This window comes from Burkholderia sp. Ac-20353 (assembly GCF_017104785.1).
Classification (GTDB): Bacteria; Pseudomonadota; Gammaproteobacteria; order Burkholderiales; family Burkholderiaceae; genus Burkholderia.
In genome coordinates, this window is sequence record NZ_JAAGPL010000181.1 from 1 (window position 1) to 17,605 (window position 17,605).

General features: G+C 68.5%; 13 protein-coding genes. 12 read left to right on the forward strand and 1 reads right to left on the reverse strand.

All coding sequences use genetic code 11. The features are described from left to right. The 6 genes from G3N94_RS32400 to G3N94_RS32425 form a co-directional block, all read left to right on the forward strand. A partial coding sequence (locus G3N94_RS32400; RefSeq protein WP_205797600.1) for an aldehyde dehydrogenase family protein occupies nt 1–550 on the forward strand: 550 nt, incomplete at its 5' end. 261 nt (nt 551–811) lie between these two features. Then, complete coding sequence (locus tag G3N94_RS32405; RefSeq protein WP_205797602.1) at nt 812–2,089, forward strand: FAD-binding oxidoreductase; 1,278 nt, start codon at nt 812–814, stop codon at nt 2,087–2,089. 82 nt (nt 2,090–2,171) lie between these two features. Then, nucleotides 2,172–2,480, forward strand: a complete 309-nt coding sequence (locus G3N94_RS32410; RefSeq protein WP_205797605.1) for a (2Fe-2S)-binding protein — start codon at nt 2,172–2,174, stop codon at nt 2,478–2,480. Beyond that, nucleotides 2,462–3,883 (forward strand): FAD/NAD(P)-binding oxidoreductase, encoded by a 1,422-nt coding sequence (locus G3N94_RS32415; RefSeq protein ID WP_205797607.1) that lies wholly within the window; start codon nt 2,462–2,464, stop codon nt 3,881–3,883. The genes G3N94_RS32410 and G3N94_RS32415 overlap by 19 nt, the downstream gene beginning before the upstream one ends. Then, entirely contained in the window at nt 3,883–5,034 is a 1,152-nt protein-coding gene (locus G3N94_RS32420) for an FAD-binding oxidoreductase (RefSeq protein ID WP_205797609.1), read from the forward strand. Before G3N94_RS32415 ends, G3N94_RS32420 begins: the two co-directional genes overlap by 1 nt. An 11-nt stretch (nt 5,035–5,045) precedes the next feature. Then, complete coding sequence (locus G3N94_RS32425) at nt 5,046–5,516, forward strand: AraC family transcriptional regulator (RefSeq protein ID WP_205797612.1); 471 nt, start codon at nt 5,046–5,048, stop codon at nt 5,514–5,516. A gap of 33 nt (nt 5,517–5,549) precedes the next feature. Here G3N94_RS32425 and G3N94_RS32430 read toward each other — a convergent pair whose 3' ends face one another. Further along, complete coding sequence (locus G3N94_RS32430; protein WP_205797614.1) at nt 5,550–7,934, reverse strand: DNA polymerase II; 2,385 nt, start codon at nt 7,932–7,934, stop codon at nt 5,550–5,552. Nucleotides 7,935–8,279: 345 nt separating this feature from the next. On the opposite strand from G3N94_RS32430, the gene G3N94_RS32435 reads away from it, so the two are divergent. The 6 genes from G3N94_RS32435 to G3N94_RS32460 all read left to right on the forward strand — a co-directional run bounded on the left by G3N94_RS32435 (nt 8,280) and on the right by G3N94_RS32460 (nt 17,442). Then, entirely contained in the window at nt 8,280–9,365 is a 1,086-nt protein-coding gene (locus G3N94_RS32435; RefSeq protein ID WP_205797616.1) for a porin, read from the forward strand. A gap of 44 nt (nt 9,366–9,409) precedes the next feature. Continuing rightward, complete coding sequence (locus tag G3N94_RS32440; protein WP_205797618.1) at nt 9,410–10,225, forward strand: SDR family oxidoreductase; 816 nt, start codon at nt 9,410–9,412, stop codon at nt 10,223–10,225. Nucleotides 10,226–10,513: 288 nt separating this feature from the next. Beyond that, nucleotides 10,514–12,526 carry a hydantoinase/oxoprolinase family protein gene (locus G3N94_RS32445; protein WP_205797620.1) on the forward strand — a complete coding sequence of 671 codons (2,013 nt, stop codon included), beginning with the start codon at nt 10,514–10,516 and terminating at the stop codon, nt 12,524–12,526. Then, nucleotides 12,523–12,987, forward strand: coding sequence for an acetone carboxylase subunit gamma (locus G3N94_RS32450; RefSeq protein ID WP_124599744.1), 465 nt, complete (start codon nt 12,523–12,525; stop codon nt 12,985–12,987). Before G3N94_RS32445 ends, G3N94_RS32450 begins: the two co-directional genes overlap by 4 nt. A gap of 19 nt (nt 12,988–13,006) precedes the next feature. Then, the gene (locus G3N94_RS32455) at nt 13,007–15,136 is read left to right on the forward strand and encodes a hydantoinase/oxoprolinase family protein (protein WP_205797622.1); all 2,130 of its coding nucleotides are present in this window, start codon (nt 13,007–13,009) and stop codon (nt 15,134–15,136) included. A 14-nt stretch (nt 15,137–15,150) separates the two neighbouring features. Continuing rightward, nucleotides 15,151–17,442, forward strand: a complete 2,292-nt coding sequence (locus G3N94_RS32460) for a hydantoinase B/oxoprolinase family protein (protein WP_205797624.1) — start codon at nt 15,151–15,153, stop codon at nt 17,440–17,442. Nucleotides 17,443–17,605: the final 163 nt, after the last annotated feature.

Consider the following 17,605-nt stretch of genomic DNA (forward strand, 5'->3'; position numbering starts at 1 on the left):
GCGGGTCGCGGCGGCGTTCGCCGAACTGCGGCCGGGCATGACCTGGTCCGCCGGCACGACGCTGCCGCCGATCGTATCGCTGCCGCAGCTCCAGCGCATCGACGCGATCGTGCAGCGCACGCTCGAAGGCGGCGCGCGGGCGGCCGCGGGCGGCGGCCGCGTCGAACTCGGCGGCGACGGCGCGTTCTACGCGCCGACGATCCTGACCGGCGTGACGGTGCAGTCGCCGGCCGTGCGCGACGAAATCTTCGGGCCGGTGCTGACCGTGCAGGCATTCGACGACGAGGACGAGGCGCTCGCGCTCGCCGCGCACGACAAGTACGGGCTCGCGGCCGGCGTGCATACGGCCGACCTCGGCCGCGCGCTGCGGATGATGCGCGGCCTCGAGGCCGGCACCGTGTGGATCAACCGCTACGGCCGCACGGCGGACTTCGTGATTCCGACGGGCGGCTACAAGCAGTCGGGCATCGGCAAGGATCTCGGCCGCCAGGCGTACGAGGCGAACCTGCGCTTCAAGAGCGTGCTGATCGACATCGGGGCCGGCGCGTGACGCGTGCGTCGTTCGTGCGAGCGCCGCATGCCGTGTCGCGGGTCGCGTTCCCGCCCCGCACGGCGCGTGCCGGAACGCGCCACGAACCCGTCCGCAAACCGCGCCGCATAGTGTGCTGCCGGGGCCGCGCAAAACGGTGAAAACTGCGTGCGGCGCCCGCCAATACACGACAACTCGGCTTTTTGGAGGTGCTTAAATGCTTGTCAACCGGTGGCCGCTGCGTGCGCCGATTCCATCGCTCGAATCTCCACGAAAGGTCCGATGAAATTCGAATCGTATTGGCTGGAAACCCGTCCCGCGTTCCACGCGGGCAGCGAAGGGCCCGTCGAGGGGCGTGCGGACGTGGTCGTGATCGGCGGCGGCTTCACCGGGCTGTCGGCGGCGCTGGCGCTCGCGCAGCGCGGCGTGTCGGTCGTCGTGCTGGAAGCCGGGCAGATCGCGAGCGAGGCGTCCGGCCGCAATGGCGGCCAGTGCAACACGGGTCTCGCGCAGGACTACGCGTCGCTCGCGGCGCGGATCGGCGCGCCGCAGGCGAAGCAGTTCTATCGCGCCTATGAAAGCGCGGTGAAGACCGTCGAGACGATCGTTGCCGAGCACGCGATCGACTGCGATTTTCGGCGCGGCGGCAAGCTGAAGCTCGCCGCGAAACCGCAGCACTTCGCCGGGCTCGCGAACAGCTATGAGGTGATCCGCCGCGATGTCGATCCGGACGTCGAACTCGTCGAGCCGTCGCGGATCCGCGACGAGGTCGGCTCGGACGGCTTTTACGGCGGCCTCGTGCAGCGCAACGGCGCGCAGATGCATATGGGCAAATTCGGCGTCGGGCTCGCGCAGACGGCCGTGCGCGTCGGCGCGCGGATCTACGAGCACGCGGGCGTCACGCAGCTCGAACGGCTCGACGGCGACCGTCATGTGGTCACGAGCGCGCGCGGGACGATCGTCGCCGATCGCGTGCTGGTCGCCACCGGCGCGTCGCAGCTCGGGCCGTTCGCGTGGTTCCGGCGCCGCATCGCGCCGGTCGGCAGCTTCATCGTCGTGACCGAACCGCTGCCGGACGCGCAACTGAACCGCCTGTTTCCGCACCGCCGCGCCTACGTGACGACGCGCCACATCGGCAACTACTTCCGCGTGACGCCGGACAACCGGCTGCTGTTCGGCGGCCGCGCGCGCTTCGCGATGTCGAACCCGAGCTCCGACGCGAAAAGCGGCGAGATCCTGCGCGCCGGCATGGCCGCGTACTTTCCGGAGCTCGCGAACGTACGGCTCGACTACTGCTGGGGCGGGCTCGTCGACATCACCGCCGATCGCCTGCCGCGCGCAGGGCAGCACGAAGGGCTGTACTACTCGATGGGCTACAGCGGGCACGGGGTGCAGATGTCGGTGCACATGGGCCGCGTGATGGCCGACGTGCTGTATGGCGCGGCGGCGTCGAATCCGTGGCGCGAGCTCGACTGGCCGGCGATGCCGGGCCATTTCGGGCATGCGTGGTTCCTGCCGTTCGTCGGCGCGTACTACCGCCTGCAGGATTTCCTGCACTGAGGATGACGATGCGCGCGACCGGCCCGGCCGTTCTCGACGGCCGCACAACCTACACCGGCGGCGCGCAACAGGAGTGATACCTATGACAGAGCGATTCGTTCGACTCGCCGAAACCGGGCGCCGCGCCGTCTCGTTCCGGATCGACGGACAGACGGTGGACGGGCTCGAGGGCGACACGCTGCTGGTCGCGATGCTGACGCGCACCGGCCACCTGCGGCAGTCCGAGTTCGGGCCCGAGGTGCGGGCCGGCTTCTGCCTGATGGGCGCGTGCCAGGACTGCTGGGTCTGGACCGCCGGCGGCGAGCGCCTGCGCGCGTGCACGACCGTCGTGCAGCCGGGCCTCGACATCGTCACGCGACAACCGGAGGCGCAATGGCCGAACCTCGCGTAATCGTCGTCGGCGCGGGCCCGGCGGGCGTCCGCTGCGCGCAGACGCTGGTGGAAGCGGGCGTGCGCCCGCTTGTGATCGACGAAGGGCGGTGCGACGGCGGCCAGATCTACCGGCGCCAGCCCGCATCGTTTTCGCGTCCGTACGAGAAGCTGTACGGCACCGAGGCGGCGCGCGCCCGCGATCTGCATGAGACATTCGGGCGCCTGCGCGCGTCGCTCGACCATGCGCCGGACACGCTCGCGTGGAATGTGTCGGGCGGTGCGCTGTACACGGTGCGCGACGGCCTGTCGGTCCGGCATCCGTACGACGCGCTGGTGCTGTGTCCGGGCGCGACGGACCGGCTGATGCCGGTCAAGGGTTGGCAATACGCGGGCACCTACAGCCTCGGCGCGTCGCAGATCGCGCTGAAGGCGCAGGCCTGTGCGATCGGCGCGAACGTCGTGTTCATGGGCTCGGGCCCGCTGCTGTATCTCGTCGCCAGCCAGTATGTGCAGGCCGGCGCGAAAGTCGCGGCGGTGCTCGACACGTCGCCGGCCGGCAACCGGCTGCGCGCGCTGCCGAAGCTGCTTGCGCGGCCCGACGTGCTGAAGAAGGGGATGGCACTGGTGCGTGCGCTGAAGCGTGCCGGCGTGCGGATCGAGCACGGCATCGAGCCGCTCGAGATTCACGGCGATCCGGCGCAGGGCGTGTCGGCGGTCAGCTTTTGCGACGCGCATGGCGAGGTCGAGCGCATCGCGTGCGATGCAGTCGCGCTCGGTTATCACCTGCGTCCGGAAACGCAGCTCGCCGATCTGGCCGGTTGCGCGTTCCGTTTCGACGCCAGTACGCGGCAGTGGCTTCCGCAGCTCGACGACATGGGGCGCAGCTCGGTCGAGCGCGTGTATCTCGCCGGCGACGGCGTGCGCGTGCTCGGTGCGGACGGCGCGGAAGCGGCGGGACGCCTTGCGGCGCTGGCCGTGCTGAAGGATCTCGGCCGGCCGGTCGACGCGCAGCGCGTCGCCGCTCTGCAGCGCGAGCGCGCGAAGATGGACCGGTTTCGCGCCGGGCTCGCGCTGGCGTTTCCGTGGCCCGCGCAGCAGGCCGCGAAACTGCCGGACGACACGGTGATCTGCCGCTGCGAGGGCGTGAGCGTCGGCGAGTTGCGCCGCGTGATCCGTGAAGAGGGGGCATGCGAGGCGAATCGCGCGAAGGCGTTCAGCCGCGTCGGGATGGGGCGCTGCCAGGGCCGCTATTGCGCGCACGCGGGCGCCGAGGTGATCGCGGCCGAAGCCGGTGTGCCACTCGAGGCGGTCGGCCGGCTGCGCGGCCAGGCGCCGGTGAAGCCGTTCCCGATCGCGACGCGCACCGGCGTCGCGCCGGCCGCGCCGCGGCCCGAAGCCGCGACGACGATGGAGGAGAAGTGATGCGGGCCGATGCGGATGTCGTGATCGTAGGAGGCGGCTTCATGGGGGCGGCGGCGGCGTTTTTCCTGCGTCGGCGTGGCCGCTCGGTGATCCTGCTCGAACGCGGGCTGATCGGGCAGCAGGCGAGCGGTACCAATTTCGGCAACGTGCGGCGGCAGGGCCGCTACCTGCCGCAACTGCCGCTTGCGAACCGTTCGCGCGAGATCTGGGGCAAGCTGCCCGAGCTGATCGGGCACAGCGCGGAATTCCTGCAGACCGGGCATATCCGCGTGTGCTACCGGCAGGAGCAGGACGATGCGTTCGAGGTGTACGCGCGCGAAGCGGGTCACTACGGGCTGAAGCTCGATCTGTACCGCGGCGCCGCGATGCGGGCGAAATTTCCGTTCCTCGGCCCCGAGGTGCTGAGCGCGTCGCATTCGGAAATGGACGGACATGCGAATCCGCGGCTCGCCGCGCCGGCGTTCGGCCGCGCGGCCGTCCGCGCAGGCGCGCGGATCGAGGAGAACACCGCGATCGCAACGGTCGAGAAGGAGGGCGACGTGTTCCGCGCGACCAGCACCGACGGCCGCGTGTACTGCGCGCCGAACCTGCTCGTGACCGCGGGCGCATGGGGCAGCCAGCTCAGTGCGCAGTTCGGCGAGCCGGTGCCGATCGCCGTGAACGGGCCGCAGATGTGCGTGACCGAGCCGGTGCCGTACGCGATCCGGCCGGTCGTCGGCGTGTCGTCGCCGCATATCGAGGAAGTCGTGTATTTCCGGCAGGTCGAACGCGGCAACATCGTGATCGGCGGCTGCGCACGTGCGCCTGCATATCTCGACGAGCGCCGCGCGAAGGTGCTGCCCGAGAGCACGCTGCTGCAGTTCACGCAGCTCGCGCGCGTGATACCGGCACTCACGCGGCTGAACATCATCCGCGTATGGAGCGGCGTGGAAGGCTACATGCCCGACGACCGGCCGATCATGGGCCGCAGCGCGAAGGTCGACGGCCTGTATTACGCGTTCGGCTTCTGCGGGCACGGCTTCCAGCTCGGCCCGGGCGTCGGCGACACGATGGCGGAACTGATCGACACCGGCGCAACGCGCACGCCGATCGAGCCGTTCTCGATCGCACGCTTCGTGACGCCGGCCGATGCGACGCACGCGACGACCTGAGGAACCCGCGCATGGTCGATGTCCTTCATCACGCGCATGACGACGGGACGCCTCGCGCCTTCGGCGCGGCGCGGCCCGTGTCGCGTGCGGTCGGCGGCGCACTGCATTTCATCGAGACGTCGTTCGCGCAGCCGGTGAGTCTCGATACGCTTGCGTCGGTCGCCGGGCTGAGCGTGTCGCGTTTCGCGACGCGCTTTCGCAGCGAAGTCGGCGTGTCGCCGCACCGCTATCTGTGTCTCGTGCGGATTCGTCGCGCACAGGATCTGTTGCGCGCGGGACTGCCGCCATCGGTCGTCGCGACCGAGGTCGGCTTCTTCGATCAGAGCCATCTGTGCCGGCATTTCCGTCGCGTACTCGGTCTCACGCCACGCGACTACGTCGAGCGGCCCGGCGTGACGCGGGATGTGTCGGGCACGGCCGAGCGTGCGGGTCGACGGACGCCCGAGCGCGCGGAACCGGTGGTTTGCCACGCGGGGCGGTGAGCGGCGCAAGCCCGCTGTCGGGGTGAACGGGCCCTAACCGTTGAACAACCGCCCCTGCCCCGACACGACCGACTCGAAATCGTCGCGCACGAACGGCAGGATCGCATCGGCAACCGGTTGCAGCTGGCGGCTCACGTAGAACGCATAGTCGATCGGCGAGCGCATCGTTTCGAGCGGTTCCGGGCCGGCCGTCGTCATCATGTAGCTGATCCACCCGCCGCGCTGGTACTGCAGCGGGCGGCCGTGCGCTTCGTTGAACGCGTCGGCGATGCGCGCCGCGCGCACGTGCGGCGGCACGTTGCGCTGGTACTCGCTGAGCGGCCGGCGCACGCGCTTGCGATAGACGAGCAAGTCGTCGAGTTCGCCGGCGAGTGTGCGGCGCACGTAGTCGCGGATGAAGTCCTGATACGGTTCGCGCTTGAACACGCGCCGGTACAGCTCGCGCTGGAACTGCTGCGCAAGCGGCGTCCAGTCGGTGCGCACCGTCTCGAGCCCCTTGAACACGACGTCTTCGCCGCCGTCCGGCGCGACCGCGAGGCCCGCGTAGCGCTTCTTGCTGCCTTCGTCCGTGCCGCGCACGGTCGGCATCAGGAAGCGGTGGTAGTGCCGCTCGTATTGCAGCTCCAGCGCGCTGTCGAGCCCGAAGCGCTGCTGCAGGTGCGTCTTCCACCAGCGGTTCACATGCTCGACGATCGCGCGCCCTTTGCGTGCCGCTTCGTCGTCGGTGTGCGGCTCCTTCAGCCAGACGAACGTCGAATCGGTGTCGCCGTAAATCACTTCGTAGCCCTTCGATTCGATCAGCTCGCGCGTGCGGTGCATGATCTCGTGGCCGCGCATCGTGATCGACGACGCGAGCCGCGGGTCGAAGAACCGGCAGCCGGTGGAGCCGAGCACGCCGTAGAACGCGTTCATGATGATCTTCAGCGCCTGTGACAGCGGCGCGTTGCGCTCGCGCTTCGCGAGTTCGCGGCCGTCCCATACGCGCCGCACGATGTCGGGCAGGCAATGCCGCGTGCGCGAGAAGCGCGCGCCGAGAAAGCCGGGCACCGACGCGTCGTCGCCCGGATCGGCCAGGCCCTCGATCAGTCCGGCGGGGTCGATCAGGAACGTGCGGATGATCGACGGGTACAGGCTCTTGTAGTCGAACACGAGCACCGAATCGTAGAGCCCGGGCCGCGAATCCATCACGAAGCCGCCGGGGCTCGTCTGCCCCGTCACGTCGCCGACGTTCGGCGCGACGTAGCCGAGCCGGTGCATGCGCGGCAGGTACAGGTGCGTGAACGCCGCGACCGAGCCGCCGGTGCGGTCCGCCGCGAGCCCGGTGACGGTCGCGCGCTCGAGCATGAACGACAGCAGGTCGGCCTTCTCGAAGATGCGCGTGACGAGCTCGCAGTCCTTCAGGTTGTAGCGCGCGAGCGCGGGCTTGTCGTGGTCGAAGCGGCGCTGGATCTCGTCCATCCGCTGGTACGGGTTGTCGAGCGACTTCCCTTCGCCGAGCAGCGCCTGCGCGACGTATTCGAGGCTGAACGACGGAAAGGTCCAGGTTGCCGACTTCAGCGCGTCGATACCGTCGATCACGAGGCGTCCGGCCGCGGTCGCGAAGAAGTGGTCGGGCTGCTGGCCGTGCGCGCGCCAGTCGAGCACGCTGCCGCCGCGCCCGAGCCGCAGCGGCACGCGATATTGTTCGGCGTGCGCGTGCAGCACGCGCAGGTCGAACTGGATCAGGTTCCAGCCGATGATCACATCCGGGTCGTGCTGTGCGAACCAGTCGTTGAGCCGCGCGAGCAGCGCGACCCGGCTGTCGCAATAGTCGAACGCGAAATCGACGTCGCGCGCGTCGCCGTTGGCCGGGCCGAGCATGAAGACCTGCCGCTGGCCGCAGCCTTCGACGGCGATCGAATACAGCTCGCCGCGCGCGCTCGTCTCGATGTCGAGCGACACGCAGCGCAATGCGGGGCGGTATTTGGCATCGGCGTCGGCATCGGCCTTCAACTCGGCGTCGCACAGCGCGCCATCGCCGTCCGGCACGCCGCGAAACCGCACCGGCGCGGTGATGAAGCGTTCCATCATGTAGCGCTCGGGCGGTTGCACGTCGGCTTCGTAGACGTCGACGCCCGCGCGGGCCAGCCGCTTCTGCAGCGCGGACAGGTGGCGGTAGCGCCGGCAGTAGAGGCCGACGACCGGGCGCTGCCGGAAGTCGCGCAGCGCGAGCGGGCGCAGTTCGGCGCCGCTTTCGCCCGCGAGCTCGCGCTCGGCCGCTTCGCGCTGCTCGACCGGGACGAACGCGACCGCCTCCTGCGGACGCAGCCGCACGCGGCGCGGACCGCGTCCGGTTGCCAGCCAGAACTCGATTTCGACGCCGGCCGCGGTGTCCCGCCAGTGGCGGGTGAGGATGAAGCCCTGCTCGAATTCCGTCAAAACGCGCGCTCGCCGTGGGTACCCAGGCGCCGGATTTTAACGCCGGGGCGGGTCGGCCGGCCGATTTTGCGGTGCGGCGCTCGGGGGGAGCGTCGCGTCGTGCGGCGTGAGGGGTATGACAGCGGAGCCGCCCGCCGCGCCGGCTGATACGGGGAATCCATGCCGGCGAACTACCCGAACGGGTAGCTATCGCCCGATCCGCCCGTCCCTACACTGCCTCTCCAGCCGGCATCACGAAGCCTGCGCAAGCGCTGCAGGCAGCCACGCAGGCGCGCACCACGACACGGCGCGCGCCTGCGCGATGCGTGGATCTTCAACAGCAAAAAACAACCGGAGACACCCTCGATGACCCGCTTTCAATCCCGCACCCGCATCGCCGTCGCAGCCGGCGCTTTGCTCGGCACCTTCGCATTGTCCGCGCACGCGCAAAGCAGTGTGACGCTGTACGGCATCGTCGACGCCGGGATTCTCTACACGAGCAAGTCGGTCGATCCCGCGACCGGGCAGAACGCCGGACACCGGTTTTCGATGGTCACCGGCGGGATGACGCCGTCGCTGTTCGGCCTGAAGGGCGTCGAGGATCTCGGCGGCGGAGTGAAGGCGCTGTTCGCGCTCGAAAGCGGCATCGACAGCACGAACGGCGGGTTCGCCGATACGAACGGCAACCTGTTCGGCCGTCAGGCGTGGATCGCGCTCGCGAGCGACTACGGCACCGTGAAGGCCGGCCTGCAGTATTCGCCGTTCGTGTTGTCGCTGATCGCGACCGACGCGCGCAACGTGTCGTATTTCGGCAGCCAGGTGCCGATCTACGTCGGCAGCGTGGGCGTGACCGGCATCTTCAACGCGAACGCGATTTCGTACACGAGCCCGACGATCGCGGGTTTCCAGGGCAGCGCGATGCTCGCGCTCGGCGGCGCCGCCGGCAACTTCCAGGCGGGCCGCCAGTATTCGGCGAGCCTGAACTACACATACGGCACGCTGCTCGTCAGCGCCGCGATGTACAGCGGCAATGCGGGCGGCAGCGCCGCATCGACGCCGGTACCGAGCACGGTGCCGTTCTCGGGCCGCACGATCGGCGCGAGCTATCAGTACCACGACCTGACCGTGAAGGCGACGTTCGCGAACTACAAGATCACCGGCTCGGTCGACAGCCGTGTCTATGGCGGCGGCCTGAGCTATCAGGTCACGCCGGTCGTGATCGCGGACGCGGGCGTCTGGTACACGAGCGACGGCAACGAGACGACCAACCATTCGATCCTGGCCGCAACGGGCGTGACCTACAGCCTGTCGAAGGCGACGCTGCTCTACGGCCAGTTCGGCTTCGTCAACAACCACGGAAAGATGAACACGGGGCTGTCGACGAACGGCGCGCTCTACGGTGCTTCGGGGTCGACGTTCGGTACGACGGTCGGCATTCGCCATCTGTTCTGACGCTTGTCGCGTAATCTCCGAACCATGGAATTCAGGAGTCCATCATGAAGTTCGACATCGATTACAGCGGCCGTCACGTGTTCGTCTTCGGCGGCACGACCGGCATCAATTTCGGCATCGCGGCGGCGTTCGCGCGATGCGGCGCGAACGTCAGCGTCGCGAGCCGCAAGCGCGAGAACGTCGACGCGGCGGTGGCCGCGCTCGCCGGCCCGCGCGCACAGGCACATGGCGTCTGCGCGGACGTGCGCGACTTCGAAGCCGTCGGCGCGGCGTTCGACGACGCGGTGCGCCGCTTCGGGCCGATCGACGTGCTGATCTCCGGCGCGGCCGGCAACTTCCTCTGCGACGCGAATGCGATGTCGGCAAACGGCTTTCGCGCGGTCGTCGAGATCGACCTGATCGGCTCGTTCAACGTGATGCGGCAGGCGTACCCGCATCTGCGCAAGCCTGGCGCATCGATCGTCAACATCACCGCGCCGCAGGCGACGGTGCCGATGCGTTACCAGGCGCATGCGGCAGCCGCGAAGGCGGGCGTCGACCAGCTCACGCGCGTGCTCGCGCTCGAATGGGGCACGGACGGCATACGCGTGAACGCGATCTCGCCTGGCCCGATCGACGGCACGGAAGGCTTTCGCAAGCTGATTGCGCGCACGGACGACGAACTCGCGGCGGCCGAGGCGGCGGTGCCGCTGCGCCGCTTCGGCACGGCCGACGACATCGCGAATCTCGCGCTGTTTCTCGCGTCGCCGTACGCGTCTTACGTGTCGGGCGCGGTCATTCCGTGCGACGGCGGCGGCGCGGTCGACAGCGTGAAGCCCGCGCTCGAGCGCGCGGGCGCCCACGCGACGCAGCGGTCCTGAAGCCTGAAGTGCGCCCGCTTCGGGCAATCCATGAAGCAGGACTACCCGGACGGGTGGCGGGGCGCGACCGGGTTGCCACCTAGACTGATTCCGCAGCGCAAACACGACGGAACAAGCAGCGAACAAGCAACGCACACAAACGAACTGGAGACAACGTGCATCCCCTTTTTCTTCCATCGCCGCACCGCCGGATGACCGGACCGTGCGCCTCCATCGGCTTTCAGCGCGATGCGCGACGCCGGCTGCCCGGCCGGGGTTGAACCGGCACTCAACGAAGCGAGAGAGCTCATGAGAATCTCATCCGATTCCATCCATGACGTGCCGCCGAACACGGGGAGCACCCGGCCCGCGCGGCATCGTCTGATCAACATCGACAACGGCGGCACGCTGACGGACATCTGCGTGATGGACGGCGACAAGGTCGTCCGTACGAAAACACTGACGACGCCGCACGACCTGTCGCAATGCCTGTTCGACGGGTTGCGCAAGGCGTCCGAAGCGGTCTACGGCACCGAAGACCTCGAGGCGTTGCTGCTGTCGACGGCGGCGATCCGCTATTCGACGACGCAAGGCACGAACGCGCTCGTCGAACGCAAGGGCCCGCGGCTCGGGCTCGTGGTCGGCGGCGCGCTGAGCGTCGCGCAGGTGCAGGCCGCCGACGGCGCGGCCGGCCTGTTCGACGCGGTGATCGGCAGCCGCGCGGTCGCGCTGTCCGGCGAGTCGCTCGAAGCCGACGTCGTGCGCGCCGTCGGCGAGCTCGCGGCGGCGGGTGCGAACCGGCTCGTCGTATCGATCGGCGGCCCGGACCGCGCGGAACGCGAGCAGCGCCTGAAGCGCAAGCTGCTGCGCAGCTTCCCGCCGCATCTGCTGGGCGCGTTGCCGATCCTGTACGCACACGAAGTGGCCGACGACGCGAACGACGTTCGCCGCACGTGGACCGCGCTGTTCAACGCGTTCCTGCATCCGGCGATGGAGCGCTTCCTGTACAGCGCCGAGCAGAAGCTGCGCGATGCGCGCGCGCAGAGCCCGTTGCTCGTGTTTCGCAACGACGGCCATGCGGGACGCGTCGCGAAGACGATCGCGCTGAAGACCTACAGCTCGGGCCCGCGCGGCGGGATGGAGGGCGCGCGTGTGCTGGCCGCGCATTACGGGCTGGAGCACCTGCTGTCGATGGACATCGGCGGCACGACGACCGATATCGGCGTAGTCGACGAGCGCGGCGTGCGCGCGGACCGGCGCGGCAACGTCGAAGGCGTGACGACGTCGTTCGCGCTGTGCGACGTCGTGAGCGCGGGCGTCGGCGGCAGCTCGATCATCCGCGCGGACGGCGAGCGGATCGCGGTGGGCCCGGAAAGCGTCGGCAGTGCGCCGGGGCCCGCGTGCTTCAGCCTCGGCGGCACGCAGGCGACGATCACCGACGCGTTCACGCTGTCGGGCCTGCTCGATCCCGCGTCGTTCTTCGGCGGCAAGCTGCAGCTCGACAAGGCACGCGCGCTTCAGGCGATCCGCTCGCACGTCGCCGATCCGCTGAAGATGGGCGACCTGGAAGCGCTGTCGGCGATGGAAGGCGCGTGGGTGAAGAAGGTTGCCGACAGTCTGACCACGTATACGGCGATCCGCCCCGACACGACGCTCGCCGCGTTCGGCGGCGCGGGCGCGCTCGTCGCATGCCGGGTCGCGGACGCGATCGGCGTGAAGCGGGTGCTGATTCCGGCACTTGCCGCGGTGTTCTCCGCGTACGGGATCGGCTTCTCCGACGTCGGCCACAGCTTCGCGGCGCCGCTGGCTGATGTGAGCGGCGATGCGAGCGCCGATGCGCTTGCCGCGACGATGGACCTGCTGTTCACGCAGGCGTCGCGCGCGATGTTCGGCGAGGACGCGGCGATCGACGATTGCCACCTGACCTACACGCTCGACGCGACCACGGCCGACGGGCGGACCGTCGAACACGCGCTGCATGGGCCGACGCTGCCGGCCGGCCTGCCGCCGGACGCGACGCTGTCCGTGTCGCTGACCGCGGTCAAGCGCATGCCGCAAGCGAAGCTCGCCGGCCGTTTCGGCGAGGCCGGCCATCAGGCTGCGATCACGCACGACACGCGGCGCGTCGTCGTCGACGGCCGCGAGGCCGAGTTGCCGCTCTATCGCGTCGAGGACCAGCCGAAGGGCGTCGCAGTGCGCGCGGCCGGCCCGGCGGTGCTCGAAGAGGCGTTCTTCACCGGGCGCATCGACGCCGGCTGGCACTTCGAAATCAACTCCGCGGGCGACATCCTGGTAAGCCGCGGCGAGGAGACCGAACAATGAAAGTCCTGATCACCGAAACGCTGCGCATCGATCTCGGCACCGAGCAGTGGGAATGCCGGCGCTGCGGCCAGTCGCACGGCAGCGCGCGCGACAACTACAAGCGCGGGCTGCTCGTCCACGACCGCGATCCGCGCGAGATCCACAAGCCGCTGCTCGACCCGAAGCTGTACGCGCGCACGTATTCGCCGGACCCGGACTGGTGCCGGATCCTCGAGTATTACTGCCCGGGCTGCGGCGTGCTCGTCGAAGCCGAGTATCTGCCGCCCGGCCATCCGCCGCTGCATGACATCGACCTCGACATCGACGCGCTGAAGGCGCAATGGAAGGATCGCCCGGAGATGACGGAGCCCGCGCAGGCGCCCGACCTGGCGCTCGAACGCGTGAAGCTGCAGCGCGCGCTGCATGCGGCCGCGCATCATCGCCACGGAGTCGGTGCCGGCACCGACTCGTCGTCCACTTGACCCGAAGGGAGATTCGATCATGAAACGTGTTTCCGTCGACATTGGCGGCACCTTCACGGACTGCTTCGTCGCGTGGGGCGATCATTGTGTCGAAGGCAAGTCGCTGACCACGCATCACAACCTCGCGGTCGGCTTCAACGACTCGCTCGCGGACGCGTGCCGCCAGCTCGAACTGACGCCGACGCAACTGCTGTCCGAAGTCGATTCGGTTCGCTACGCGACGACGCTCGGCACGAACGCGCTGATCGAGCGCAAGGGGCCACGCGTCGGCCTGCTCGTCACGACAGGGTTCAAGCACACGGTGCCGCTGTCCCGCGCGCGCGGCTATGGCGAAGGGCTTGCCGAGCCCGAGCAGATGGACATCCCGAACGCGGCGCGGCCGGAGCCGCTCGTGCCGATTCCGCTGATCCGCGAGATCCGCGAACGTGTCGACTACGTCGGCCAGGTGTTCTGGACGCTCGACGAGGACGACGTGCGGCTGCGCATCCGCGAGCTCGTCGACGCCGGCGCACAGGCGCTCGTCGTGATGTTCACGAACAGCGTCGTGAACCCCGTGCACGAGTTGCGGGTGCGCGAGATCTTCCTCGACGAATATCCGGCGCACATGCTCGGCGCGATTCCGATGCTGCTGTCGCACCAGGTCGTCGGCCGCAAGGGCGAGTATTCGCGCGCGACGTCGTCGATCATCGACGCGTTCCTGCATCAGATCATGTATCACGGGCTCGGCACGCTCGAGCTGAACCTGCGCCAGCAGGGCTATACGAAGCCGATGCTCGTCAATCACAACTCGGGCGGGATGGCGCAGCTCAATTCGACCGACGCGTTGCAGACGGTCCACTCGGGCCCCGTGTCGGGGATCGCCGCGAGCGAGTATCTGGCGGCGGCCGCTGAGCTCGGCAACGTCGTCGCGACCGACATGGGCGGCACGAGCTTCGACATCGGGATCGTCGTGCAGGGCGGGCAGAAGTTCTACGACTTCAATCCGGTGATCGATCGTTGGCTCGTCAGCGTGCCGATGGTGCACCTCGTCGCGCTCGGCGCGGGCGGCGGCTCGATCGCGCGCTACGAGCGGATGTACAAGACGGTCGAAATCGGCCCGCAGTCGGCCGGCTCCGACCCGGGGCCCGCGTGCTACGACCGCGGCGGCCAGCATCCGACCGTCACCGATGCCGATCTGCTGCTCGGCTATCTCGATCCGAAGAACTACGCGAACGGCCGCATTCCGCTGAACCCGCGCCGCGCGAAACAGGCGATGCTCGACGACCTGTGCGACCCGCTCGATATCGACGCGATCGAGGCCGCGAAGCTGATCAAGAAGCAGGTGGACGCGTCGATGGCGAACGGCATCGCGACCGAGCTGCGCACGCGCGGCTACGAGCCGAAGGATTTCACCGTGCTCGCGTATGGCGGTAACGGGCCGCTGCATGCATGCGGGATTGCGTCGGCGCTCGGGATTGCGAAGGTGCTCGCGCCGCCGTATTCGTCGACGTTTTCCGCGTGCGGCGCAGGGACCGTGAACCAGATGCACATCCACGAGATGAACACGTGGACGGTGCTGTTCAACCCGAACACGAAGTCGTTCTTCATGGACTTCGACGCATTCAACCAGGGCGTGGCGGAACTCGAGCGGCGCGGGCGCGAGGATCTCGAGCGGCAGGGGATGGACCCGTCGCAGATCCGCTACCGGCTCGAGCTCGACATGCGCTACGGCAACCAGCGCGTGCAGACGGCCGTGGTGACGCCGATCGCGCGGCTGAAGACGCAGCGCGACGTGCTGACGCTGATGGACCTGTTCCACGAAAGCTACGGCTCGCGCTTCGGCGTGGGCTCGCAGAGCCCGGAGACCGGCGTGCGGATCAATACGCTGCGCGTGTGCGCGTACGTCGAGCAGCCGTCGGTGAAGTTCGCGAAGCTCGCGGTCAGCGACAACCCGCTGCCGCCGCCGGAGCCGGTCGGCTATCGCGACTGCCACTTCGTCGGGCACGACGGGCCGCAACGCACCGCGATCTACGACGACCGCGCGCGCGCCGAGCGCACGCAGATCGAAGGGCCGGCCGTCATCACGACACGCGCGACGACGTTCCTCGTCGAGCCGGGCTGGATCTATCAGGCGACGGCCCAGGGCGGCGCGTGGTTCCTGCGCAAGTAAGCAAGGAGTACGACATGCAAAACGACATCAACGCGGAAGATCGGGCACTGCTCGACAAGTTCATCGCCGACAACACGCTGTTTCTCGGCCCGGATCCCGAGATCATGCGCAATCACAGCATCCTGCCGCGCTCGAAGGCCGAGCACGATGTGCTGGAACGCGGCGTCGATCCGCACCAGGTTCACCATGTGCGCGGGCTGATCAACTCGGCGCTGTCCGAAGCGTTCACGATGGTGAACCAGATGGGCGCGGCGCCCGGTGCGAAGTGGGGCGACCTCGTGACCGCGATCTACACCGCGCAGGGCGACCTGTCGATGATCGCGCCGCACGGGATCATCGCGTTCGCCGCGTGCTGCTTCTATCCGATCCGCTTCATCATCAAGAACTGGGTGGACGATCCGACGGTCGGCGTGAGGGACGGCGACGGCTTCATCCACAACGACGCGCGCTATGGCGGCATCCACAACACGGACCAGTCGATGATGATGCCGCTCTTCTACAAGGGCGAACTCGTCTGCTGGCTGTCGTCGACGATCCACGAGGGCGAGAACGGCTCGACCGAGCCGGGCGGCCTGCCGGCCCGCGCCGAAAGCAAGTACGACGAAGGCATCAAGATGCCGCCGTTCAAGATCGTCGAGAACTTCGAGCTGAAGCGCGACCTCGTCACGTTCCTGCAGAACTCGGTGCGCGATCCGCGCCTGCAGCTCGAGGACATGAAGGTGAAACTGCACGCAGTGCTGCGCCTGCGCGAGCGGATCATCGCGCTGCTCGACCAGTACGGCCGCGATGCGCTGATCGGCACGCTGCGCACGCATCTGGAGGACGTCGAGACCGAGATGCGCCGCCGCATCCGCGAACTGCCCGACGGCACCACGCGCGTGCTGCAGTTCATGGATTCCAGCCTGCGCGAGAACGCGCTGCAGAAGATCTCGTGTGCGATCACCGTGAAGGGCGAGCGGATGGTGATGGACTTTCGCGGCTCGGCGCCGCAGTTCCTGAACCGCTCGGTCAACACCAACATCGCGTCGTTCAAGGCGGCGCTGTGTACGGGCCTGCTGCAGAACATCTGGCCGGACCTGCCGCATACGATGGCGGTGCTGTCGCCGATCGAGATCATCACCGACCGCAACTCGATTCTCGATGCGGAAGGCGAGATGCCGCAGGCGATGAGCCTGATGCCGTTGTTCAAGGGCTGCGTCGTGTGGACGATCCCGATGAACAAGCTGAGCTACAGCCTGCCGCATCGCTACTCGGCGGTGATTGCGTCGCAGTACGACCAGGCGGCGACGTTCATCTACGGCGGCCTCACGCAGCACGGCGACGTGACCGGCAACTTCTGCGCGGACATCAACGGTAACGGGCAGGGCGCGCGCAGCCACGCGGACGGCGAGCATTCGATCTCGCCCGTGTTCGGCTTCATGTGCGACACCGGCGAGCACGAGATCGCGGAAGAGGACACGCCGATCATCCGCCTCGGCGCGCAGCGGCTCGCGAAGGACCGGATCGGCTGGGGCAAGTATCGCGGCGGGATGGGCTACGAGCAGATCGCGACCGCGCGCGGCTCCGGCCTGTGGGGCTTCATGACGGGCTGCGAAGGGTCGAAGTTTCCGTCGGCGCAGGGGCTGTTCGGCGGCTATTCGTGCCCGAGCTACCAGCTGATGAAGATCAAGGGCATCAACATCTTCAACGTGCTCGAAGAGAACCCGAAGGCCGTCGAGGTATTCGACATCGTCGAGCTGATGAACAAGCGGCCGATTCCGGGCGCGAAGTACAGCAGCCACGACATGGGCATGACGTTCGAGATCTGCAACGAAGGCGAGATCTACATGATCTGCCAGGGCTCGGGCGGCGGCTACGGCGACGTGCTCGAGCGCGATCCCGAGCTCGTGATGAAGGACCTGCGCGAGGAGCTGATGTCGCACGAGAACGCACGCGACATCTACAAGGTCGTGTACGACGAGGAGACGCTCGTCGTGGATGTCGACGCGACCGCCAATGCGCGGGCGGCCGAGCGGCTCGCACGGATTGCGCGCGGCAAGCCGTTCGACGCGTTCTGCGACGCATGGGTGACGCCGGAGCCGCCCGCGACGCTGCCGTACTTCGGCAGCTGGAACGACAATGCGGAGATCTACGCGTCGACGCTGGGCCAGCGCGTCAAAATGCCGGCCGATCAGTTGCAGGGCGCGTTCATGCCCGATCCGAAGGACGTGCGGATTGCGGAACTCGAAGCGGCGCTCGAAGCGCGTATTGCCGCGACTGTCGCCGCGCGTGTCGACAAGAACGCGGAGGCGCCATGTCCCGACTGATCGAAGCAAATCGCGCTCGCCGTCTGCTGTGGATCGACCATGACCACTACAGCGCGCCGTTGCTGGCCGGCGGCGCCGCTCCGTGGCTCGACGTCGCCGCGTGCGTCGCGTGGGCGCGGCAGGCGCATGGCCTGCTTGGCCCCGACGTGCGCACGCTGCCGCT